At 41.3% G+C, this 23,826-nt stretch carries 22 protein-coding genes; 11 read left to right on the forward strand and 11 right to left on the reverse strand.

What is annotated here, in order from left to right; genetic code table 11:
* The 6 genes from ACO1D1_RS21865 to ilvE form a co-directional block, all read right to left on the reverse strand.
* Positions 1–936: 2-isopropylmalate synthase (locus ACO1D1_RS21865; protein ID WP_423337093.1), on the reverse strand; the 936-nt coding region annotated here is incomplete at its 3' end.
* Entirely contained in the window at positions 923–1,954 is a 1,032-nt protein-coding gene (gene ilvC, locus ACO1D1_RS21870; protein ID WP_149868938.1) for a ketol-acid reductoisomerase, read from the reverse strand. The genes ACO1D1_RS21865 and ilvC, both read right to left, overlap by 14 nt.
* Positions 1,955–1,980: 26 nt before the next feature.
* Entirely contained in the window at positions 1,981–2,502 is a 522-nt protein-coding gene (gene ilvN / locus ACO1D1_RS21875) for an acetolactate synthase small subunit (protein ID WP_149868939.1), read from the reverse strand.
* Positions 2,499–4,226, reverse strand: coding sequence for a biosynthetic-type acetolactate synthase large subunit (gene ilvB / locus ACO1D1_RS21880; protein ID WP_423337094.1), 1,728 nt, complete (start codon positions 4,224–4,226; stop codon positions 2,499–2,501). The genes ilvN and ilvB overlap by 4 nt, the downstream gene beginning before the upstream one ends.
* A gap of 634 nt (positions 4,227–4,860) precedes the next feature.
* Positions 4,861–6,528, reverse strand: a complete 1,668-nt coding sequence (gene ilvD / locus ACO1D1_RS21885) for a dihydroxy-acid dehydratase (protein ID WP_423337095.1) — start codon at positions 6,526–6,528, stop codon at positions 4,861–4,863.
* An 11-nt stretch (positions 6,529–6,539) separates the two neighbouring features.
* Positions 6,540–7,448 carry a branched-chain-amino-acid transaminase gene (gene ilvE, locus ACO1D1_RS21890; protein ID WP_423337096.1) on the reverse strand — a complete coding sequence of 303 codons (909 nt, stop codon included), beginning with the start codon at positions 7,446–7,448 and terminating at the stop codon, positions 6,540–6,542.
* A gap of 18 nt (positions 7,449–7,466) precedes the next feature.
* On the opposite strand from ilvE, the gene ACO1D1_RS21895 reads away from it, so the two are divergent.
* Entirely contained in the window at positions 7,467–7,598 is a 132-nt protein-coding gene (locus ACO1D1_RS21895) for a hypothetical protein (protein WP_423337097.1), read from the forward strand.
* Positions 7,599–7,929: 331 nt separating this feature from the next.
* Here ACO1D1_RS21895 and ACO1D1_RS21900 read toward each other — a convergent pair whose 3' ends face one another.
* The 4 genes from ACO1D1_RS21900 to ACO1D1_RS21915 form a co-directional block, all read right to left on the reverse strand.
* Positions 7,930–9,192 carry an ammonium transporter gene (locus ACO1D1_RS21900; RefSeq protein WP_423337098.1) on the reverse strand — a complete coding sequence of 421 codons (1,263 nt, stop codon included), beginning with the start codon at positions 9,190–9,192 and terminating at the stop codon, positions 7,930–7,932.
* 159 nt (positions 9,193–9,351) lie between these two features.
* Positions 9,352–9,678, reverse strand: a complete 327-nt coding sequence (locus ACO1D1_RS21905) for a MerR family transcriptional regulator (RefSeq protein WP_190284829.1) — start codon at positions 9,676–9,678, stop codon at positions 9,352–9,354.
* Between the two features lie 140 nt (positions 9,679–9,818).
* Positions 9,819–10,175: a hypothetical protein gene (locus ACO1D1_RS21910; protein WP_149868944.1), complete on the reverse strand. Its 357-nt coding sequence runs from the start codon at positions 10,173–10,175 to the stop codon at positions 9,819–9,821.
* Positions 10,176–10,382: 207 nt separating this feature from the next.
* Entirely contained in the window at positions 10,383–10,649 is a 267-nt protein-coding gene (locus tag ACO1D1_RS21915) for a hypothetical protein (protein ID WP_411675487.1), read from the reverse strand.
* A 91-nt stretch (positions 10,650–10,740) separates the two neighbouring features.
* Between ACO1D1_RS21915 and ACO1D1_RS21920 the strand changes: the two genes are divergently transcribed.
* The 4 genes from ACO1D1_RS21920 to ACO1D1_RS21935 all read left to right on the forward strand — a co-directional run bounded on the left by ACO1D1_RS21920 (position 10,741) and on the right by ACO1D1_RS21935 (position 13,711).
* Entirely contained in the window at positions 10,741–11,538 is a 798-nt protein-coding gene (locus ACO1D1_RS21920) for a basic amino acid ABC transporter substrate-binding protein (protein WP_149868945.1), read from the forward strand.
* A gap of 96 nt (positions 11,539–11,634) precedes the next feature.
* Entirely contained in the window at positions 11,635–12,291 is a 657-nt protein-coding gene (locus ACO1D1_RS21925) for an amino acid ABC transporter permease (protein WP_423337099.1), read from the forward strand.
* Entirely contained in the window at positions 12,288–13,010 is a 723-nt protein-coding gene (locus ACO1D1_RS21930; RefSeq protein WP_423337100.1) for an amino acid ABC transporter ATP-binding protein, read from the forward strand. The genes ACO1D1_RS21925 and ACO1D1_RS21930 overlap by 4 nt, the downstream gene beginning before the upstream one ends.
* Positions 13,011–13,084: 74 nt before the next feature.
* Positions 13,085–13,711 (forward strand): DUF3267 domain-containing protein, encoded by a 627-nt coding sequence (locus ACO1D1_RS21935; protein WP_423337101.1) that lies wholly within the window; start codon positions 13,085–13,087, stop codon positions 13,709–13,711.
* 75 nt (positions 13,712–13,786) lie between these two features.
* Here ACO1D1_RS21935 and ACO1D1_RS21940 read toward each other — a convergent pair whose 3' ends face one another.
* A complete protein-coding gene (locus tag ACO1D1_RS21940) occupies positions 13,787–14,299 on the reverse strand; it encodes a hypothetical protein (protein WP_423337102.1) in 513 nt (170 codons plus the stop codon).
* A 284-nt stretch (positions 14,300–14,583) separates the two neighbouring features.
* Here ACO1D1_RS21940 and ACO1D1_RS21945 point away from each other — a divergent pair, with 284 nt between their 5' ends.
* The 6 genes from ACO1D1_RS21945 (at position 14,584) to nhaC (ending at position 23,800) form a co-directional block, all read left to right on the forward strand.
* Positions 14,584–17,340, forward strand: a complete 2,757-nt coding sequence (locus tag ACO1D1_RS21945; protein ID WP_423337103.1) for a dynamin family protein — start codon at positions 14,584–14,586, stop codon at positions 17,338–17,340.
* A gap of 147 nt (positions 17,341–17,487) precedes the next feature.
* Positions 17,488–18,180, forward strand: coding sequence for a response regulator transcription factor (locus tag ACO1D1_RS21950; RefSeq protein WP_423337104.1), 693 nt, complete (start codon positions 17,488–17,490; stop codon positions 18,178–18,180).
* Positions 18,158–20,401: a histidine kinase dimerization/phospho-acceptor domain-containing protein gene (locus ACO1D1_RS21955; protein WP_423337105.1), complete on the forward strand. Its 2,244-nt coding sequence runs from the start codon at positions 18,158–18,160 to the stop codon at positions 20,399–20,401. Before ACO1D1_RS21950 ends, ACO1D1_RS21955 begins: the two co-directional genes overlap by 23 nt.
* 33 nt (positions 20,402–20,434) lie before the next feature.
* Entirely contained in the window at positions 20,435–20,953 is a 519-nt protein-coding gene (locus ACO1D1_RS21960) for an RNA polymerase sigma factor (protein WP_423337106.1), read from the forward strand.
* 159 nt (positions 20,954–21,112) lie between these two features.
* Positions 21,113–22,210 carry an amidohydrolase gene (locus ACO1D1_RS21965; RefSeq protein ID WP_423337107.1) on the forward strand — a complete coding sequence of 366 codons (1,098 nt, stop codon included), beginning with the start codon at positions 21,113–21,115 and terminating at the stop codon, positions 22,208–22,210.
* Between the two features lie 168 nt (positions 22,211–22,378).
* On the forward strand, positions 22,379–23,800 hold the full coding sequence (gene nhaC, locus ACO1D1_RS21970; RefSeq protein ID WP_423337108.1) for a Na+/H+ antiporter NhaC: 1,422 nt from the start codon (positions 22,379–22,381) through the stop codon (positions 23,798–23,800).
* Positions 23,801–23,826 lie beyond the last annotated feature (26 nt).

Raw genomic sequence — 23,826 nt, forward strand, 5'->3', positions numbered from 1 at the left:
AATTTCGTAGGTCAAGGCATTTTTTAACACGCCATCCTGATGAATTCCTGATTCATGAGCGAAGGCATTTTTTCCAACAACGGCTTTATTGCCAGGGACCTTCATCCCAGTAAAGCGGCTCACCAAGTCACTTGTGCGCTTGATTTCTTTTAACACTAGATTCGTTGTGAATGGATAGCGGTCATTGCGAATATTTAAAGCAACGGCGATTTCTTCTAATGCTGCATTGCCTGCGCGTTCCCCAATGCCGTTAATTGTACCTTCCACTTGAGTAGCGCCATTTTCCACCGCTGCAAGCGAGTTGGCCACTGCCATACCTAAGTCATCATGACAGTGGCAGGACAGTGCTGCTCTATGAATATTCGGCACATTTTCTCTTATATAGCGGAACATCCGTCCATATTCTTGCGGCGTTGTATACCCCACAGTATCAGGAAGGTTGATGACAGTAGCTCCGGCATCAATCACCTTCGTAATGATTTGCACTAAAAAATCTAAGTCTGAGCGAGAAGCATCTTCAGCGGACCACTCAATATGCGGGAATCGTGTCTTCGCATACCTAACCATATCCACGGCTGTCTGCATGACTTGCTCAGGAGTTTTCATCAGCTTATATTGCATATGAATAGGGGAGGTTGCAATGAAACAATGCAACCTTGGTTCTGCCGCATCTTTTAAAGCATCCCACGCAATGTCAATGTCCGATTTTGTTGCGCGTGCCAAGCCTGTGACGGATGAATGTTTAATCGTCCGGGCAATAGCTCTAACCGCTTCAAAATCCCCTTGGGAGGAAGCCGGAAAGCCGGCCTCCATTATGTCAACGCCAAACCGTTCAAGCTGTCTGGCAATTTCTAATTTCTCAAGCTGGTTTAAATTCACACCAGGGGATTGCTCGCCATCGCGTAAGGTTGTATCAAAGATGTTAACGTGAACCATTTACCACCACTTCTTTCTTCGCATTTACTGGCTTCTTAATAAACGGCATTAATGCACGAAGCTCGCGTCCAACAGTCTCGATTTGGTGATTGTTTTCAGCGCGGTTAATGGCGTTGAATTGCGGACGGTTTGTTTGATTCTCTAAGATCCAGCTTTGAGCAAACTTACCAGTTTGGATATCTTTTAATACTTCTTTCATGCGCGCTTTTGTATCTTCGTTAACTACACGTGGTCCGGATACGAAATCACCCCATTGTGCAGTGTCAGAGATAGAATAACGCATGTTTTCTAATCCACCTTCATATAAAAGGTCAACGATTAATTTCAACTCATGTAAACACTCGAAATAAGCAACTTCAGGCTGATAACCGGCTTCTACTAAAGTTTCGAATCCAGCTTTGATTAGGGCAGTAGTACCGCCGCAAAGAACTGCTTGCTCTCCAAATAGATCCGTTTCTGTTTCTTCTTGGAAAGTTGTTTCTAATACTCCGGCACGAGCAGCACCGATTCCTTTTGCATAAGCAAGAGCAACATCACGTGCTTGACCAGTATAATCTTGGTAAACCGCATATAGAGCAGGAACTCCAGCGCCTTCTGTATAAGTACGGCGAACTAAATGTCCCGGGCCTTTTGGCGCAACTAAGAATACGTCAACATCGGCAGGAGGAACGATTTGGCTGAAATGGATGTTGAAGCCGTGTGCGAAAACTAAGGAATTGCCAGCTTCAAGGTTTTCTTTAATGCTTTCTTCATATACTTTTGGCTGCATTTCATCTGGAAGAAGAACCATTACTACGTCAGCAGCAGCAGTTGCTTCAGCCACGGAACGAACATCTAGACCATCTTCGACAGCTTTATCCCATGATTTTCCGCCGCGAAGACCAACAACTACATCAAAGCCGCTTTCCTTTAAGTTAAGAGCGTGAGCATGACCTTGTGAGCCATATCCGATTACTGCGATTTTCTTTCCTTGTAAAACTGCCTCTTGAATATCTCCGTTATATAATACTTTTACCATTATGAATCATCCTTTCAGGAATATTATTATTTTAATAGTGAGTATGTTGCTAGTTCGTTTACTTGTGGCTGATGCCCGCGCTGCAGGGCTGTCAGTCCGGTTCTGGCAATTTCTTTAATACCGTAAGGGCGCAGCAGTTCAATCAACGCGTCAATTTTATCAGGACGGCCTGTTATTTGAACCGCTAAACTATCTTTACTTACGTCAATGATTAAGGCGCGAAACGGGTCAATGATTCCATTAATTTCGCTTCGCAGCTGACTTGAACTGGCTACCTTAATTAAGGCAAGTTCCCTGGCAACAACTGCTTTATCCGTAATATCGGAAACTTTTAATACGTCAATTTGCTTGTTTAATTGTTTCGTTACCTGCTCAAGACGCTGGTCATCCTCTACTTGGACGACTAAGGTCATCTTGGAAATGCCTTCGGTTTCTGTTGGGCCGACAGATATACTTTCAATATTGAACTGCCGCCTTTGCAGGAGGCCGGTCACCCGGTTGAGGACACCGCTGCGGTCTTGAACAGTCAATGTGATGATACGTTTCATGGTTTCACCCCAATCATTTCATGAATTCCTTTGCCAGGAGCAATCATTGGAAAAACTTTTTCCTGCTGCAGTACGCGGCAATCAACAAGAACAGGGCCATTATGGGCAAATACTTCTGGTAAAACTGTGACAAGTTCTTCCTGGCTTTCAACCTTGTAGCCGCGAATTGAGTAGCTTTCAGCAAGCTTCACAAAATCAGGCTGTGTATGAAGAATGGATTCTGAAATCCGGTTTCCGTGCAATAGTTCCTGCCATTGACGAACCATTCCAAGTGCACCATTGTTCACAATGATGATCTTGACTGGAAGGTTCCGTTCATAAATGACTGAAAGCTCCTGCAGTGTCATTTGGAAACCGCCATCGCCGACAATTGCAACAACAGTACTTTCAGGTGAAGCTATTTGTGCTCCGATGGCAGCAGGGAAGCCGAAGCCCATGGTCCCGAGACCGCCTGAGGTAATCCAGCGGTGCGGTGCATTAAAGGTATAATACTGGGCTGCCCACATTTGATGCTGCCCTACGTCTGTTGCGACAATCGCCTCGCCATTTGTTACTTTATGAACGGCCTCGATTACCCACTGTGGACACATTCCGCTTGGGGCGTTTTTATACCAAAGTGGATATTCCACTTTATATTGATTGAGCGTATCCCACCATGATTCATGTACGGGTGACTCCGCTGTTTGATCGATTAGCTCAATCAATGCCTCTTTTGCATCAGATACAATTGGAATCTGAGTGGGTACGTTTTTACCAATTTCCGCCGGATCGATATCGATGTGGGCGACCTTCGCATGTGGCGCGAAGTGTTTCAAATTACCGGTTAACCTGTCATCAAAGCGGGCACCAAAATTAATTAGTAAATCAGCTTCGTAAATTGCCATGTTTGCTGCATAAGTACCATGCATACCGCCCATTCCTAATGAGAGAGGGCTGTCTGCTGGAAAAGCACCTAGTCCCAGTAATGTCGTCACGACCGGAAGCTTGTGTTTTTCAGCAAATGCAGTTAATTCCGCAGAGGCCTTTCCATGAAGGACACCGGCTCCTGCTAGCACTACTGGCTTTTTCGCTTTTGCGATTGAATCTGCTAATTTTTTTATTTGCAATGGATTTGGCTTTGTTGTTGGCTGGTAGCCAGGTAAATCAATACTTGCTGCGTTAGGTTCTTCCATTAATATACCTGCCGAAATATCTTTCGGAATATCTACAAGAACCGGTCCCGGCCGTCCTGTAGATGCAATATGAAAGGCTTCCTTTACGATTCTTGGTAAGTCTGAAATGGATTGCACCTGGTAATTATGTTTGGTGATTGGTGTGGTAATCGCCATCACGTCAGCTTCCTGGAAGGCATCTGTTCCGATCACACTCCGCGCAACCTGCCCGGTGAATACCACAAGCGGTAAGGAATCCATCATCGCATCTGTAATTCCAGTAACCAGGTTTGTCGCACCCGGTCCTGAAGTAGCGATTACTACACCAGGATTACCAGTAATTCGGGCATAGCCTTCGGCGGCATGAATCATTCCTTGCTCGTGACGGAATAGAATGTGCTTAATCGTCCCTTGGGCTCGATAAATTGCATCGTAAATTGGCAGGACAGCACCACCCGGATACCCAAATATCGTATCAACACCTTCCGTTTTTAATAAATCAATGAGAAGGTCTGCACCTGTTTTTGGTGCGGTACTGGTTTGGAATTCCAGTTCTTTTGCTTCTACTTTCACGTCATAATCCCTCCCTGTGGATAATTGAATATTTGAAAAATTATTCGTAAGACTGAGTTTTAAAAAATAGAAATGATACTTTAAAACAAAGTAAAAAAGGCCATTTCGTCTCCGAATAAACTGCAGTCTACGTACTAAAAGCAGAATAATCGGGGAGAAAAGGCCTTCTTTTTCTCGGTACCACCCGGTTTTTACAGTATCCTTGCGAATACTGCCTTATGAAGCGACAACTAATTTAAAAACGCTTCTTTTTGTAACAGGTGTTCAAGAGACACCCGATCGGGCCTACTAGGAAATGACCTTTCAGCTCAACACTCAGGGATGATGTCGGAATAAGTTGTATTACTGGGCTTCCAGCAACCCCAGCTCTCTGAAAATACATGTTCTTATTCCTTTATTCCCGTCATCGATTTTGTTATATAAAAATGTCAATGAGAAATGTCCAGCTCCAGCGCCCTAGCGGCTAGTGTCCTTCGCGCTCCGCCCTACGATAAGTCAACATCGAATCGCCTCCGGCTCTTCGTGTTTCCTTTATCTCAGTTGAAGCACTCCAGGCCATACGCCGCTGACCAGGGCGCTTGCGCTTTTCGTAGTACCTTTACTTCTGTAGAAGGGGAGGGGTACTAGTGAATCCCTAAATTTTCATAACTCCGCCAGTGTTAGCGGAAGTAACTAGCTTTGCATATTTTGCGAGATAGCCAGATTTGATTTTTGGTTCCGGCTGCACCCAGGAACGGCGTCTTTCAGCTAACACTTCTTCATCAACAAGTAGTTCAATCGAACGACCCGCAAGGTCAATTAAGATTTTGTCACCATTTTGAACAAAGGCGATTGGTCCGCCTTCAGCGGCTTCTGGTGAAATATGTCCGACGGAGATTCCCCGACTTGCCCCTGAGAAACGGCCATCGGTAATTAATGCCACTTCTTTATCTAAACCACGTCCTGCAATCGCGGATGTTGGAGCGAGCATTTCTGGCATCCCTGGTCCGCCTTTAGGACCTTCATAGCGAATGACAACGACGTGGCCTGACTTAACAGTACCGTTATTGATGTTTTCCTGTGCTTCATCCTGTGATTCAAACACAATTGCTTCCCCAAGGAAGGTCTTAATCGAAGGATCTACTGCGCCAACCTTGATTACCCCGCCATCTGGGGCAAGATTTCCAAAAAGGATGGAAAGGCCGCCAACATGACTGTACGGGTTATCTTTCGGACGAATTACTTTTTCATTAAGGATTGTTGCATCCTTCACATTTTCAGCTAATGTCTTTCCGGTAATTGACAGGCAATCCTGATGTAGGGCCCCGTCAACTTTACAAAGCTCATTTAAAATGGCGCTTACGCCGCCAGCCTGGTGGACATCATCCATGGAAACATCAGAGGCAGGCATGATTTTTGCTAAATATGGGACTCTTTCAGCGATTTTATTAATATCACGCAAGTCATATTCAATCCCGGCTTCATGGGCAATTGCCAGTGTATGGAGAACGGTATTGGTTGAACCGCCCATCGCCATATCCAGTGCAAAAGCATTATCGATTGCTTCTCGAGTGATCATGTCACGCGGACGAATATCTTTTTTCACAAGTTCGATTAAGTGTCTTGCTGCTTGACGGATGAGTTCATGTCTTTCTTCAGATGTAGCGACGATTGTTCCGTTTCCTGGAACCGTCATCCCTAATACCTCCATGAGACAGTTCATCGAATTTGCGGTAAACATCCCTGAACAGGAACCGCAGGTAGGGCAGGCACTTGTTTCAATCTCAAGCAATTGCTGTTCGGTCATCGATCCATTATGGTAAGCACCAACACCTTCAAAAACAGATGTTAAGGAAAGGTTTTTCCCTGTTGAGGAAACGCCTGCCTCCATTGGACCGCCTGAAACAAACACGGATGGAACATTGGTTCTTGCTGCTGCCATTAGCATTCCCGGTGTGATTTTGTCACAGTTTGGAATATAAAAGACACCGTCGAACCAGTGGGCGTTGATGACTGTTTCGGCACTATCCGCGATTATTTCGCGGCTTGGCAGGGAATAACGCATCCCGATATGTCCCATGGCAATTCCGTCATCTACTCCAATGGTATTAAATTCGAAAGGGATGCCTCCGGCTTCGCGGATGGCTTCCTTTACAATCTCACCGAAATGATTAAGGTGTTTATGTCCTGGAATAATTTCAATAAACGAGTTACAGACACCGATAAATGGTTTTTCCAAATCACTCGTTTTTACCCCTGTTGCATATAGCAGGCTTCGGTGGGGGGCTCGATCAATTCCCTTTTTAATCATATCGCTTCGCATTTTTCTATCTCCTAACTGACTACTGCATGGTTTGTTGTTTTAGGGTAACAAGCCACTCCGTCTGTTGTTACAATCTTTCTGAATTCTGCTAAAAGATCGTTTGTTACTGCACCTGGTTTACCATCCTTAATGACTCGGCCATCTACTTCTATGACAGCAATGACCTCAATAGCTGTTCCGGTTAAGAACACCTCATCAGCGACATATACATCATGTCTTGTAAAAGGTGATTCCCGGACATCGTAGCCTTTAGCTATTGCTACATCCAGGATGGCGTTGCGGGTAATCCCTTCCAATGCTCCCAAGTAAACAGGCGGTGTGTATAGAATGCCATTTTTTACAATGAAGATATTGTCAGCGGAACCTTCAGTAACATAGCCTTGGTCATTCATCATTAATGCTTCCTGAACGCCAACTTGATTGGCTTCCAGTTTGACTAGAATATTATTTAAATAGTTGAGTGATTTAATCTGTGGACTAAGTACATCTGGGCGATTCCTTCTGCTTGCCACCGATGCAATTTTAATTCCATTATCGTAAAATTCTTTCGGATACATGGATAATGGCTCGGCGATTATAATTACGCTTGGATTCGAGCAGGAAGTAGGGTCCAGTCCAAGATTCCCTTTGCCACGTGAAACAACGACACGAATATAGGCACTTTCTAGCTGATTTTTTCTAATCGTTTCGACGATTAATTGCGTCATTTCCTCCTGTGTATATGGAATCTTCAGCATAATGGATTGTGCTGATTCAAATAGTCTTTTCAGGTGGGCATCGACTCTGAAGATATTTCCGCTGTAAACGCGAATCCCTTCAAATACTCCATCACCATATAAAAAACCATGATCAAAAACTGATACAACAGCATCCTCCTTCTTGACGAACTCGCCGCCAAGGAAAATCCATTGACTTCCCAACCTAACCACTCCTCTTTCATGTTAGAACGCTTTAAATGGAATAAACATAACTTTAATAAAGAATTGCCGCACCCCATTCCACTTGGAAATGAACAAAGGCAATGTTCAATATTGATGATTATTTTCGATAATCATACAACCAATCGATAACATGGTCAATATAGAAATCTGACAATTCAAATAAGTCGGAAAACCTGGTAGCGTTTTCATTCTTGTTATGATAAGGAAATTGGAAGAAAAAAATTTTTTAAAAATTTTTTCTATTGGGAGTATTATGTTTCAAAAAAAGAGGGGAATTCAGTAGTAAGTAGGATGGAAGTGCCGGAAAGTTTTATTATTGATATATACACATTTTGAAAAATTTAATAGGGTAATATAGTTTTTTATCCTTTTTTTAAGAGAGATTTTCAGAAGTATTTCCCCACTCCCTAAAAATTTAAGTAGTCCAATCCCAAATTGATGGGATTGACTACTACTAATTTTATTGAGCCTTCAGCTTTTGCTCACTTTTCACCAATTCAGGATATCCATAGCTGCCATGTTCACTCATATCAAGACCGATCATTTCCTCCTCTTCCGTCACACGTAAACCATTCATTGCTTTTTTCATTATTGCCAGTAGGATGAAGGAGACAATAAAAGCAAAGGCTGCACAAGTGATGACACCCATCGCTTGAACGCCTAATTGGTGTAGGCCCCCGCCATAAAATAAACCAGGCTTTCCGACCGTCGCCAAATCTTTTGTGGCAAAGAAGCCGGTTGATAACGTGCCCCATATCCCCGCTGTACCGTGTACGGAAAGAGCTGCAATGGGATCATCAATTTTTATTTTCTCAAAGAAGCGGATACTGTAAAAAACAAGAATACCAGCGATAAAACCAATCAGGACAGCAGCCCATGTTTCAACGAAGGCACAGGAAGCAGTAATGGCAACTAAACCTGCAATGGCCCCATTTAACATCATCGGCATATCGGCTTTGCCAACTTTTATCCAAGTAATCATCATTGCAGCGACAGTTCCGGCTGCGGCAGCGAGGTTCGTATTAATAGCTACAAATCCAAAGAAGGCTTTCTCGACAGATAAAGTACTGCCGGCATTGAAACCAAGCCAGCCCACCCATAACAGCAATACACTCAAGGCAGTGAAAACTTGATTATGACCGGCAAGATTATTGGCAGAACCGTCTTTATTAAATTTGCCCATTCGGGGCTTTAGGAGAATAGTAGCTGAGAGCGCCGCCGTAGCACCAGTTAAATGAACAACCGTTGAACCAGCGAAGTCTTGTTTCCCATGCTCCGACAACCAGCCGCCGCCCCAGATCCAGTGCGCGATTGGAGGATACACGATAACAGAGAAAAGTACTGCGAATACAAGGTAGGCACTAAGTTTCGCCCGTTCAGCAAACCCGCCGAAGGCAATCGTTAAGGAAATGCCTGCAAATGCTAGTTGGAATAAGAAGAAAACGGCTCCGGACAATGATAAACCATCAATGTCATAGCCAGAATAAAAGAAATCAGAGAGCCCAATCAAAGGATTTCCTTTGCCGAAAATTAAACCAAACCCTGCTGCCCAAAACATAATTGAGCTAATTCCAAAAGTAAGGATTGTCTTCCCGGCAATATGCCCAGCATTTTTCATTCTAGTTGAGCCTGTTTCAAGAAGAATAAAGCCGCCAATCATTATAATAACAAGTACGGCCCCGATAATAACCCAAAGACTGTTCATTAAATATAACGTATCCAATGTTTCTCCCCCTTTTTATGTTGTGCATTTCATAACATTTGTGTAATTGTATTTTTACATGAATCTGAATGGGGCATCCACAATCATGTAAGGTTATCTAACGTATTTTTCTGGGGACAAAAAAAAGCCCCGACCTTTAAAAAAGGAACAAGGCTTTTCTTATTGTTTCCTTAATCCGAATTGGGCATTGAGCTGTCCTTGGATCATTTTACGGCGGATATCATCCTGACTTTGTTTCTTTTGTTCTTTCAGCATTTGCTTTCTAATTTCATATGTTTGAATGCCATCTTCTATTTTGTTGGCGATCTCCATAAGTAATTCGACATCGGTAAAGGAATATTTCCGGCTGCCGCCAGCTGATCTTTCAGGGAAAATTAATTTCCTTTCTTCATAATAACGGATTTGTCTTTCAGATAGACCAGTGAGTTCCCTGACAACCCCGATTGTTATAACCTTCTTATCTTTATAAGACAATTCGTTTCCCATCTAAGATCACCACATTCATGTTTATTAGTATAGTTTATAAAAAAATTGTATTTTTTCAACTGATTATGTGAGATTTTCTTACATGGATTTTAAGTTAATGAAGAAGAACCGGACAAGGTGTCCGGTTCTGAATTGGTTGCTTAATATTCCCCATCAAATGGTGTAAAGGGGAGGTGGAAACGGTTTTCTACTGCGCGCAGCCGCTGGTTGACACGTTGGAGCCGGCGCTGCAGTTGGTTAATTTCTTTTTCCTGCCGCTCATTTTGCCTTTCAAGCTGATTGACTCGGCGTTCAAGTTGCTGTGGCTGCCTGTTGGGATTGTATTGATCTAGCGGAACATAGGTATGATAGTGTTCAGTTGGAATATAGGAATGATTTTGTTCAATTGGAGCATAGGAATGGTATTGCTCTGGCTGCGAATAAAACGGTTCAGCTGGAACATAGGAATGGTATTCAACCGGCAATTGTGGCATTTGATAAAGACCATAGGGATTCATATGGGCATCTCTCCTTATGTGATAATACCCTATACATTATGTGGCCGTAATGAGCAGGTAACGGCAAATGCCTATGTCACGATGAAAACACCCCAATCTAAAATGAAACGAATGGGGTGTTTTATCTATACTTTATGTTCCGATTCAGCGTAATCGAGACGGTCCTCGGAGACTGACCAGCCGGTGCAAGACTAAGCTGACAACAGACTAAACAAGCATTTCACCTGTTGGTTTATTATCAATAAGATCTTCGTTAGGCAAATTGTTTGTATAGGTTACCTTGTCTCCGGGGCGATTGGTTTCTGTCGCCCATGTTGTCCACCATATGTAACTGATGAAGGCACTAAGACGGACATCGTCCTTTATCACATTCTTAGGCATGGCATAGGCTTCACGCAACTTATCGAGCCTTGAATCGTCAGTGAATAACGCAGAGTAAGTTTGGTAACGTGTTAATATAGTAAAAAAATAAATGTTTGAATAATGAAATGAAAGAAGGTATAATCAATTTATTCGAAAAATTATAAATTTTTAAATAAATTAAAGAAATAATAGGAGGCTAAACATGAAGAAAATTAAACTTGTAACCATTTTTATGGCAGTATTTCTCTTGCTTCTATCAGCCTGTGGAACTAGTAAAACCGGAGGAGGAGAAAAGAAGACGTTAAGAGTCGTTACCGATGCTGCCTACGCACCCTTCGAGTATCAGGATAAAGGAGAAATCGTCGGATTTGATATCGATTTCGTCAAGGCAGTGGCAAAGGAAGCAGGCTATGAGGTTAAGTTTGAGAATGTTGGCTGGGACCCACTCTTTGTGGAAATTGAAGGAAAAACTGCTGACCTCGCCGTCTCTTCCATCACGATAACTCCTGAGCGATTAGAATCCTATGACTTCACCGTTCCTTACTTCTTATCAAAAAATGAAATTCTAGTACCAAAAGGCAGTACGATTAAAAGTGCCAAAGATTTAGAAGGTAAGAAGATTGCGGTTCAAAATGGAACCACCGCCCAAACAATCGTAGAAAATCTTTTCGGTAAAAACTACGATAAACTAAAAAAGTTTGAAAATAATAATCTATCAATCTTAGAGCTGAAAAATAATGGTGTAGATGCAGTAGTTGCCGACAACACCGTTGTTGAAACCTATGTAAAAAATAACCCAAAGGATAATTTTGAGTTCATTGAAGATGATGATGCGTTTGAAAAAGAATTCTATGGCTTATTGCTGCCAAAAGGAAGCAAGCTTAAGGGAGATTTAGACAAGGCTGTCAAGAAGGTCATTGATAATGGTACCTATGCCAAGCTTTATAAACAATGGTTTGATGTCGAACCTGACATACAAATTTTAAAAGATCAGCAATAGGGAAGAATTGCGTAACTTCTATTCATAGGCAGTTACGCAATTTTTGGTTAGATTTCTAAACTTTACTACATAGCAAATTTGTCAGGGGGATCGATCATGAATTTTAGGTGGGATCTGATCGCAGAATACGCTCCCTTTTTTCTAAAGGGAACTTTGTTAACCATTGGCCTTTCGGTCGCAAGTATTATTATCGGTTCGGTACTTGGTTTATTTATCGGTTTGGGGAAAATGATGCGAAAAAAGCTGTGGGCACTTCCGTTTCACTGGTATATCAACTTTTTCAGAGGCACACCGTTAATGGTGCAAATCTTATTAATTCATTTTGCTGTCGTACCGGCCTTTTTAGGTACGACCAATGCGGTCGTTGCAGCCATTTTGGCGCTTTCGTTAAACTCTGCCGCGTATGTAGCGGAAATATTCCGCGCCGGAATTCAATCGATTGACAAGGGGCAGATGGAGGCGGCACGTTCGCTTGGCATGACACATGGACAAGCCATGAGGTTTGTTATTTTGCCGCAAGCAATCAAAAGAATGATTCCACCGCTGGGCAATGAATTTATTGTCTTAATTAAAGATTCTTCGCTCGCTGCGTTAATTGCCGCCCCGGAGCTAATGTACTGGGGCCGTGCGATGCAAGGTCAATATATGCGCCCATGGGAGCCCTATTTGACTGCTGCCGTTATTTATCTTGTTTTAACCCTCACACTAAACTTCCTGTTAAACCGTGTTGAAAGGAGGCTGGCAACCGAATGATTGAAGTAAGAAATTTAAAAAAGTCGTTTGGCATCAACGAGGTTCTCAAGGATATCAATGTCACCGTTAAGCCGCAAGAAGTCGTTGTCGTAATTGGGCCTTCGGGCTCGGGAAAATCAACGTTCCTTCGCTGCATAAATATGCTCGAAACGATTACCGGCGGGCACGTCCTCGTTGAAGGGATTGATCTAACGGACAAAAAAACAGACATCAATAAGATCCGGACGGAAGTAGGAATGGTGTTCCAGCAGTTTAACCTTTTTCCGCATAAAAAGGTCATCGATAATATTATGCTCGCCCCGATGAAAGTAAGGAATATACCGGCAGAAAAGGCGAGAGCGAAAGGGTTGGAACTTTTGAAAAAGGTCGGGCTGGCTGACAAGGCGGATGCCTATCCTGATTCATTATCTGGCGGCCAAAAGCAGCGGGTGGCCATTGCCAGAGCCTTAGCGATGGAGCCAAAAATCATGCTTTTTGATGAACCAACCTCCGCGCTTGACCCGGAAATGGTTGGTGAGGTTCTCGAGGTTATGAAACAACTGGCCAAGGAGGGAATGACAATGGTAGTGGTGACGCACGAAATGGGCTTTGCCAAAGAAGTAGGCGACAGGGTTATTTTCATGGATGGCGGCCTCATTGTCGAAGAAAACATCCCAAGCGAGTTGTTCGATCATCCGCAGGAAGAACGGACAAAAGCGTTTTTGAGTAAGGTGCTTTAAGTATGTATTGGGGGGCTGACAGCGGCTCCCTATTTTTGTTATGATGTATGGGTGGATTTTCCATTTGGGAGGGAGTGGATACTATTAAATTTACTACGAAAATACCCAAATTTAATGAACAAACCCATATTGAGTTATTGAACGATGACTGGAAGCAGCTGAAAGAGCCGAAAAGTCTGACGAACGCGATGCTACTCTCCATGCCTTTTATGGTGATCAATGCCCTTATCTCGATGGGGATCATTTATTTCTTTTCCACTTTTTCGCTGAAGAAATTTTCATTTATTTCTGGAGATTCATTCGTCATAACGATTGATTTAGGTGTTTTCGTTGCGATGGTATTAGTTATAGTCACCCATGAATTTTTCCATTTGATTTTTATTCCTAACTTTTTGAAGTCGGGGGATACAGTTATCGGGCTGACATTTTATGGGGCGTTTGTGCATACGGAACAAACAGTAACGAAAGATAGGTTCCTCCTAATAACGATCGCACCTTTTCTTTTTTTGTCTGTTTTTTTTCCTCTATTTCTATCAATCTTAGGAATATTAACAGGAAAAATGCTTGTTTTTATTATCCTTAATTCACTGGGTGCATCCCTTGATATTCTCGGCTTTTTCTTAGTACTAGTCCAAATTCCAAGAAATGCAGCAGTAAGAAATAACGGTACAAGAACGTATTGGAAAATGAGAAAACAGTAAAAAACGGATGAATGATTTTCATCCGTTTTTTAGAATCAATTCGGAAACTGTTTAATAATTCCATCTGTAAAAGTGTTATTCAAAATCAAATACATCGACAATTTTGTCCGCCCTTTTCCGATTTTGACAAAGCTCAAACAAGTGCGTAAAAAATTCTTCCACATTTTCCGGCGATGAGGGGAGTTTGATTTGAACCGTTGTGGACCCAAACATTTGCTTAAAATAGGCCTTTCGCTGGTCGTTTTTCCCGTCCCTTTTAAAGGGCTTGTATGACCAGATAAGATACGACCCATCTTCAAGCTCTTGAACTTGCCGTATCTCCGCACAGGTTGTCGACCGATCATGTGCATAGAGGACCAAATAATAATTGTCATTACGGTGCCAATCAATGAAGAGGAAGTAATATCCCGTGTCACTTTCCGGACGGGTGACTTCATATGCCGCTAATGTTTTCTTGCCGTTCGTCCATTGATGGAACTTTGGTAAGCAGTCTCCGATTGTCTCAAGTTTCTTAATTTCATAAGTGACAGGTTTTGATTTTTCAATATGATTGGCTATGTAAATAGCATGTTTTTTTTCCAACGACATGTATCTCCTTATGGGTTTTGTTTCATTATACGTTGTGACTAGGGTGAAAGGGAAGAAGCGTGGTATACTATATTTGTAGACTATTCTGAAAAAACAAAGAAGGTTTTTTTACCTATGGTTTGTCTTCAAATTGAAACATATCTGACATCATTTTAAAAAGTTCGTTTGTTAGAATCGATATAATTGAGACTTAAAATCCATATATACGTCGAATAGTTTATGGAATAATTATGACTCTTTTCCATATGAATGACATAGAGTGTTTGCAATTGGAGGGAAATAGAATGGCATTAGAGAAGCAATTAATACAAAAGACCTATTATAATATGTTCATAAATGAGCAAGAAGATATACATCCGGTTCGTGTCCTCGGCGAGGTACTTCACGAGGAGGCAAAGCAGGATCTGCCTGATTTATCCTCCATCCGCTATGCGCAGGGAGAAGTATATTTTCATCATAAAGATTACGAAACGGCCATTTTTAAATGGGAAAACATTTCCAATGAGCTTGCGCCATGGGCAAAGAAAAATACAGCGGATGCTTACCTAGAGCTGGGATTGCTTTCAACGGCTGAGGATATTTACACAGCAATTGAAACCGATGATCCTACATTAATGGCAGAGGTAGCCCTACAGTTATTTTCGCTGTACATCGAGCGGGGAAAGTTAGGGGCAGCCGTTTCAACAATTAAAAAGACAATTGCCACTAACCCTGATTATCCGAATGTTACCGAAATTGCCCGCACCTTTTTTGAAGAACAGCAGGATTGGGATAATGCTGTCGAACTGGCAATAACCGAAGCTAAGCGTACGGAATCACTCGAATGGTTTGACATTCTAAACACGTATATAAAAAACGGTGTTACGAAAAGCCATGCGCCAAATTATTTTACTCAAGGTTTGATCCTTCTATTTAGTTTGGATAAAAGAAAGTTTGAACAGCTCGTTTCTTCATTGTGGAACAGCTACAAGAACGAGGAATCATATTTTACATGGCTAAGTGAAATCAACCATCTATTATTAAACCTTGAACTCAATCGAGATGAAAACTGGACAGTGCTATCAAACCTTCATAAGGAACACTATTTTAGCTTAATTGAAGGAAAATATTTTATTAAAGTGCTGCAGGATTTTATCCCTGACTTACTAACAAACTGGTTCAGGCTGGCAGATCGGGCAAATGTAGTCCTGTCTTCGGCTGCTGTACTCTCATGGAATGAGTTATTTCCGGCTACCATTAGTACGTCGATTGTTAGTGAAGCGGAAAAATTAATCAGCCTGACGGAAACAGACATGGATGAACTTGATGAGTGTTTGACACTTTTTGATTCTATTATGAGCTGGGCAGAAGCACATGATATGGGTGAGAACAATCGGATCAAATGGCTTGTTGACCAATTAGTTGATTTTGACACCCAGCATCTTTTTATAACCGGGCTAAGCGGAACAGGAAAATCCACATTTGTGAATACTGTTCTTGGCGAGGATTTACAGGATAGCCCGACCTCGTCTATGGTGATGTTTGCATATGCCTCTGAAAGTGAAATCACGGAAATAACAGATAGAGAGATTATTAGTTTGCCTGAGTTTTCTGATTTCCAGGATCGAATGGACCGCCGGCGCAATGCACTAGAATCAATCATCGAGTTTAAGCACCCAAACGCCTTTTTACAGGATAATAGAGTGGCATTCATCGATACCCCCGGGTTAAAAGGTGCCCTTCATTATGATCGGTATGAGGTGTTGAAGCATCTGCAAATTGCTGATTCCATTCTTTTTGTCATTGATGCGAATGTCCCTTTTACTGAAAAAGAACAGGGAGCTCTTAAGCAGATTCAGGAGTTAGCACCAGATATACCGATCCATTTTCTGTTGAGTAAAATGGATACCATTGCGGGTGAGCAGGTGGCCCTTCGCATTTTTGATGAAACGAGGGCAAAGATTCATTCTTATTTGCCTGATTCAAAAGTGTTTGCTTTTTCTTCCCAATATGAAGGCGGTCAGCAATTGCAGGAATTAACAGAGTTTATTCAATCGATTAAGAATACAAGAAATATTGAGGATAAACGGCTGGCGAAGCTGCTTTACTTTATTCGGACAACGATTGCCGGTCTGCTGCAAAAACGAATTGATGTCGAGAATCAACTGGTTGAATCGGTACGCTGGAATGAAGAAATGTTGATGAAATTAAATGGAGCGGTTAACCAGCTGAAGGATACGGAAAACCAAAAGGCTAAGGCAATTACGAAGTCCTATCGTGGTATTAAGGAAAAGATTGAAAAGGACCTTTCTGATCATCTTCCGAAAATGCTTCAAGAGTGTTCTTCTTTAATCAAGGAAGACAGCAATTTTAGTAAGATTCATTTAGAGCTTAATGAGGAAATGAATCGCAGGATTCAAGATTACTTAGAACAAACAGTCATGCCGAAGTTTTACCGCTCGCTGCAGGATTGGATAGAAGCTTGCAAAGCGGAATTTGACCAAGGCCAGGAATTTTTAAATGAGATGGCTGAAGGTTTTAATCAGATGTACGGGGAAGAACGTCTCAAGTTTGATTGTGATTTTAAAATCCTCGATGATTGGCGCCGTGATACTGACCGGATGACAAGCCGTTTTCAGCTTGAAACTATCAATATCCTGCTCCGCCGGACACCATCACAGTTTTTACTAAAAAGCGCTGGGAAGCTGTTTGGGGCAATATCGCAAAATAAGGCACTGCTATATAATAAATACAAAGCCTTTGTGGAGAATGAGGATTATTCTGAAGCCATTGCAGCGGTCAGCAAGCAATTTTTCCAGCCGTTTGAGCTGTTTGAAAAATCACTCGAACGGGATATTACCTTGTTTTTCAGGGACCCATTAACTGTGTTAAACCGTTCTGTTGAAGAAGCACGCTCCGGGATCCAGTCAAACCAAGAAATGCTGAACAAAATGAACGCGAATCCGGAAATGTTCCGCGATCCACTCACACTGTTTGATGTGAGACTGCGTCAGTTCGAATGGATGACAGTGGCTGGTAAAGGGATGCAAACAATCTATTAATAACGGAAGATGTCCATCGGGCATCTTCTTTTTTGTGGGTTTTTGTATAAAAACTTAAGAAATTTTTAAGATTTATCATAAATGAATGTTAAGATTTTCCGTTTACTATTATGATTAATGATAGAACTGGTAGAAAGTTGGGTGGAAATGGATCAATATTTTGTGCTGGTCGTAGATGATGAAAAAGAAATCCGCGATGCGATTGAGATTTATTTAAAACATGAAGGAATCACCGTGTTAAAGGCTAAGGATGGAATTGAAGCATTAGAAATATTAAATGAGCATCAGGTTCATTTAATTATCTTAGATATTATGATGCCTAGACTGGACGGGATTTCTGCTACATATAAAATTCGTGATAAGAAAAACATACCGATTATTATTTTGAGTGCAAAAAGTGAAGATACAGACAAAATCCTTGGATTGCAGGTGGGCGCGGATGATTATGTCACAAAACCGTTCAACCCAATGGAGCTTGTAGCTCGCGTGAAATCGCAGCTAAGAAGGTATGTAACGTTTGGTACCTTTGAAGGTGTGAAAAAGGTAATAAACTTAAATGGACTTACACTTGATCAAGAAGCAAAAGAAGTGACTGTACATGGTGAGCCGGTGAAGCTTACACCGATTGAATATAAAATTGTCGAACTGTTAATGACAAATGCGGGCCGGGTGTTTTCTATTAATGAAATCTATGAACGGGTCTGGAATGAACCTTGCTACAACGCCGAAAATACCGTCGCCGTTCACATCCGAAAGATTCGTGAAAAAATTGAAATTGATGCGAAAAATCCAAGATATTTGAAGGTGGTGTGGGGGATTGGCTACAAAATGGAAAAATAGAATCACCATCGCATTCACCGCATTTCTGTTTGCTTTTGGCTTAAGCGGAATCCTGGCCTTTTTCATCCATGGAAGCAATTTTTTTCATCGTGATTATTTCCATACCCCCGATTTCCAAATGCAGCTAGATGAATTCTCAAGTTATTTAGGTACATTTGAACTGTATGATATACCTATTGAGGAAGCGAAGAATGAGATAAAGGTGACAAAGGCTGATATTACGGAGCATCGTTATCGCTATGGAAATCTACAGGATCAAATCAGCAATTTAAATATGCAATATAAAGAACGGATTCAGCGCTCTTTGGATGATGGGAACAAAGAGGCGGCCGATGCTTATACTGCCGAAAGGGATGCAAAAATCGAAGATATCACAAAGAATTTTGAAAGTGATGAGTATGTTGAGCCTAAGGTTGTAAAAGAAAAAGAGAAACGAATAGAAGAATACTATAAAAAAAGAGAAGACTATCGGTCAATGTATCTAGAGTACAAAGAAGCCTTTCGATATTATGTTAAGAATAACGCTACAGGTAAACTCTATACAAATCTAAAAGATACAGATGAAGATATAATAAATAAGGAATTTAATACGAAAAATGCACTTTATGTGACGAATATATCCATATCAAGAAATGAAGCAATGAATCTTGGGGTTCCAGGATATGAGGAACTTGTGGAATCTATTATTCCTAAAACTATAGGTGCGTATAAAGGGAAAATAGCTGTCATGGCAACACCTTCCACAAGTAATTATATCACGGAAAACTATAGTAATTACAAACGGACTCAGATGTTTTTATTCATTTATTCTTTGGCGGGCCTACTAGCGCTTATTGTGAGTTTGATAATAATAAAAAAATCGCATGCTATTCCATTAGCAGTCGAAAAATGGCGGCCTTATTATAGTAAGATTCCCATTGACGTTAGGATGGTTTTTTTAATCATAGCTGTTATTGGAGCATTTACCGCCATATACGTTGTAAGCGATCAAATCATTTATGTATTAGATAATCCTTACTTTCGTGTAGAGATAGGTATAGCTTTACTTATCGCTTCATTAATCTCCGCTCTTTTATTTGTCCAGTGGAATTACTTTTTGACAGAAATTAATGATTTCCCAAATCTTAAAAAACAAGGGGAAAAAGCATTCATTAATAAAGTATTCAGGAAAATGAGAACATTACTGCAGAAATCCAAAGTGAGCTTAACAGATGCCTTCTTAAAACAAAGCACCGGTATGCAATTGTTTATATTGTTAACCATCGTCTTTGGTCTTGGGTTAGCGGCGATTATCATTGCAATCCATCCTGTTTTCATTCTTTTTTACCTGCTCCTTTTGGCGGTTATTGGCATACCAATAGTGATTATGCTGGTTAATAGAATAGGTTATTTTAACCGGATTGTTGAAAAAACGAATGAACTGGCTGCAGGAAAGCTTGGGGATAATTTGCCGGTGACTGGAAAATCGGTCTTGACTACCCTTGCTGATAATATTAATCAACTAAAGCAAGGAGTAAGAACCTCACAAAACGAGCAGGCAAAAAGTGAACGGCTGAAGACAGAGTTAATTACAAATGTCAGTCATGACCTTAGGACACCGTTAACCTCTATCATTACCTATACGGAGTTGTTAAAAACAGCAGATGTATCAGGTGATGAAAGGGCTGCATACCTTGAAATTATTGATCGAAAATCCAAGCGTTTAAAGGTTTTGATTGATGACTTATTTGAAGTATCTAAAATGGCAAGCGGAAATATTGAATTGAAAAAGGAAAAGGTTGACCTCGTCCAGCTATTACAGCAGGCACTGGCAGAACATGATGATACGATCAACGCATCGAGCCTCCAATTTCGCGTAATAAAGCCTGAGAAGCCAGTTTACTCTTTCGTAGACGGACAAAAGCTATGGCGTGTTTTTGACAATCTAATTGGTAATATCCTTAAATATTCGCTCGCTCACTCACGCGTTTATATTACGGTATCAACAGTGGACGGCAAGGCCTTGATTACTTTTAAAAATGTTTCAAAATATGAACTTAATGAAAATAGTGAGGAATTATTTGAACGGTTTAAGCGCGGAGATACATCCCGACATACTGAAGGTTCGGGTTTGGGATTAGCCATTGCCCAATCCATCGTGGACCTTCATGAAGGAAGACTTGAGATTTCAACGGATGGCGATTTGTTTAAAGTACAGATTTCTCTAATGTTAGTAGAATAGCAAATCGAATGGAAAGGATATTTGGGGAGATAAATGGTGAACAAGATAGATTTTTCAGAGGTATATCGATTGTATTATAAACGGTTGTTCCATATAAGCTATTCCATCACAAGAGATTTGCACCTGGCAGAAGATGTCGTTCAAGAATCATTTATTAAAGCGATGAAAAAAGTCGATACAATCGAAGATGAAAATAAACTGGGTGCATGGTTGTCGGTTATTGCCACCAGAACGGCCATCGATTATGTCCGCAGCGAACGGAAAAAAAAGGCGGTTCTAATGGAGCAGGAAATGCTTGAATGCTTAGGAAAAGAAATGAAGCAGAACGTAGAAGAAGAAGTGGAATTCGAAATTTTAACCGAGCAGGTGAATCATGCTATCGGGAAACTCACACTTGAGTATCAGAATGTCCTCAAGCTGAAGATTGGACTTGGCTTAAAAGAACATGAAATAGCCTCTGTCCTTAATTTAAAGCCCAGCACCGTAAAAATAAGGATCTATAGAGCAAGGAAAAAACTGAAACTACTGTTTCTTAAACAAATTTGTGCTTAATCTAAAATGCTGCCGTAACAAAAAAGGGCAACTGAGGCAATCAGTATGCCCTTTTTGAACTTTTCCGGAATAGACGATTCGATTTAAAATATGTTGCCTTACACCTAAAATGGTGTACTATTTGTGTAATACCTTTTTGATAGAATTGGAGTGTTTTCTTTGGAGGAAAATTTTGAAGGACAGATTTTAACCTGGTTTGATCATTTTCATGCACATCCGGAAGTCAGCTGGAAAGAATTTAAGACAACGGAAACAATCGCAGGTATTTTAGATGAGCTTGGTGTTTCATACAAACGTTTTTCTGATGTGACTGGTTTAATCGCAGAAATCGGTGAAGGGGAGGAAGTGATCGCTGTTCGGGCCGATATTGATGCATTATGGCAAGAGGTGGACGGAGTCTGGCAAGGGAACCATTCCTGTGGCCACGATGCGAACATTTCGATGGTTCTTGGCGCCCTTTTGTATGTGAAAAATAAACAAATTAACAAAAAAATCCGCTTTATTTTCCAGCCGGCAGAAGAAAAAGGTAGTGGTTCCATCGCCATGATTGAACGCGGTGCATTGGAAAATGTCTCCCATCTTTTCGGTATTCATCTTCGCCCAGCAGAGGAACTGCCGTTAGGAAAAGTGGCTCCTTCCATCCATCATGGAGCAGGCATCTTCCTAGAGGGGAAAATAATCGGCACTGACGCTCATGGTGCACGGCCTCATCAAGGGAAAAATGCGATTGATGTGGTAGTGGCATTGCATCAATTTATTAAATCTATTTATCTATCACCATTCGAATCCTATTCAGTGAAACTGACAAGAATTATTGCTGGTGGAGAGAATATGAACATTATTCCCGGAACAGCTGAATTCGCCCTTGATATACGTGCACAAAAAAATGATATCTTGAACAAGCTGCAATCCAAAATTGAAGAAGGAATGACCGGGATTAGCAAGCTTTATGAAGTTGAAATACAATGGAACTGGGTCGATTATACACCGGGAGCAGAAGTTTCAGCTGAAGCAGAAGCAATTGCAAACGAAGCAATTCGTCTCGTTGCCGGCAATGAAGTAGCTGCACCTCCGGTTATTACATCCGGCAGCGATGATTTTCATTTTTATACCGTGAAGCATCCTGAAGTTAAAGCAACTATGATAGGAGTTGGGGCAGACCTTAGACCGGGATTGCACCATCCGAAAATGACATTCAATCGCTCGGCTCTCGACCTAGGGGCACGCATTCTTGCTGAAACATTGCGAAGAGCGTAATAAAAAGACACGATGCAGGTGACATCGTGTCTTTTTATTTTTCTGAAAAGTCTAAAAGTACTATTGACGAATAACTAAAGATTGTTTTACTATAGGTTTAACGTCTATTAAACGACATCGATGATAGGAGAAGGTTTTGACAATCCGATTAAAAATGGGGGAAACTGTATGAAAAAGGAAATACCATTTAAGGTAGCGATCATCCCGCTTGTGGCAATGATAGTCGTTATGGGGTTAACGGTTATCGTCCTTGAGCAGGGACCGCACATGCCGCTTATTTTTGGAACTGTTGTTGCGGCCATTGTTGCGTGGCGCATGGGGTTTAAATGGGATGAAGTTGAAAAAATGATGTATAAGGGGATTCGTCTCGCCCTGCCAGCTGTTGTCATCATCATGCTTGTTGGAATAACGATTGGTGCATGGATTGGCGGCGGAGTTGTGGCAACGATGATTTATTATGGTTTGAAGATTATTACTCCATCACTTTTTCTTGTTTCCATTACCGTTATTTGTATGATTGTATCGTTGGCAATCGGCAGCTCCTGGTCGACTATGGGAACGATTGGTGTAGCAGGAATGGGGATTGGATTAAGTATGGGGATTCCTGCACCGATGATTGCTGGTGCGATTATTTCGGGCTCTTACTTTGGTGATAAAATGTCACCGCTTTCAGACACGACCAATCTAGCATCTGGTTTAACAGGCACTGATTTGTTTGTTCATATTCGTCATATGCTATTCACAACAGTTCCTGGTATCGTTATTACCTTAATTGTATACGGAATTATGGGCTTCAAATTTGGTAATGCTGGAATGGATAAAGCAAGTATTGATCAAACAATAGGTGTCCTTCAGGATAGTTTTGTCATTTCACCGTTTCTATTAATTATTCCAGTTCTCGTTATTATTTTAGTAGCCAAAAAGGTACCGGCTATTCCAGCACTCATTATCGGAATTATCATGGGTTTCTTATCACAAATTTTCATACAGGGCGGCTCTGTTTCATCTGCGTTTACTGCGTTACAAAGCGGTTTTGTGATAGATACTGGAAACGAAATGGTCGACAATCTATTTAACCGCGGTGGTTTAGACTCGATGATGTACACGGTATCGATGACAATTGTGGCGATGACGTTCGGTGGGATTCTTGAGAATTCAGGAATGCTTGAGGCAATTGTAAAGCAAATATTAAAATTGGCAAAATCAGCAAAAGGGGTGGTTGCTTCAACAGTTGTTTCCTGTTTCGCAACAAATGCTACCTGTTCAGAGCAATACATTTCGATTGTGATCCCATCTCGTATGTATGCGAAAGCCTATAAGGAAAAAGGACTTCATTCAAAAAATCTCTCCCGTGCACTCGAGGATGGCGGTACATTGACCTCCGTTTTTATTCCATGGAATACGTGCGGCGTGTTTATTTTAGGGACCCTTGGTGTCCATGCCTTTGAATATGCACCATACGCAATCTTGAATTATCTTGTCCCGATGATTTCGATTTTCTATGCGATGACAGGAATTACGATTGAAAAATTACCGGAATCCGAAATGCTTCAAATAGGGAAAGTCGAAGAGGAAACGGCAATCGTTTAGGTAGAAAAAGGAAAGTCCGTTCTATC

It is taken from the genome of Neobacillus sp. 19 (genome assembly GCF_049463095.1).
In the GTDB taxonomy this organism is placed as follows: Bacteria; Bacillota; Bacilli; order Bacillales; family Cytobacillaceae; genus Neobacillus.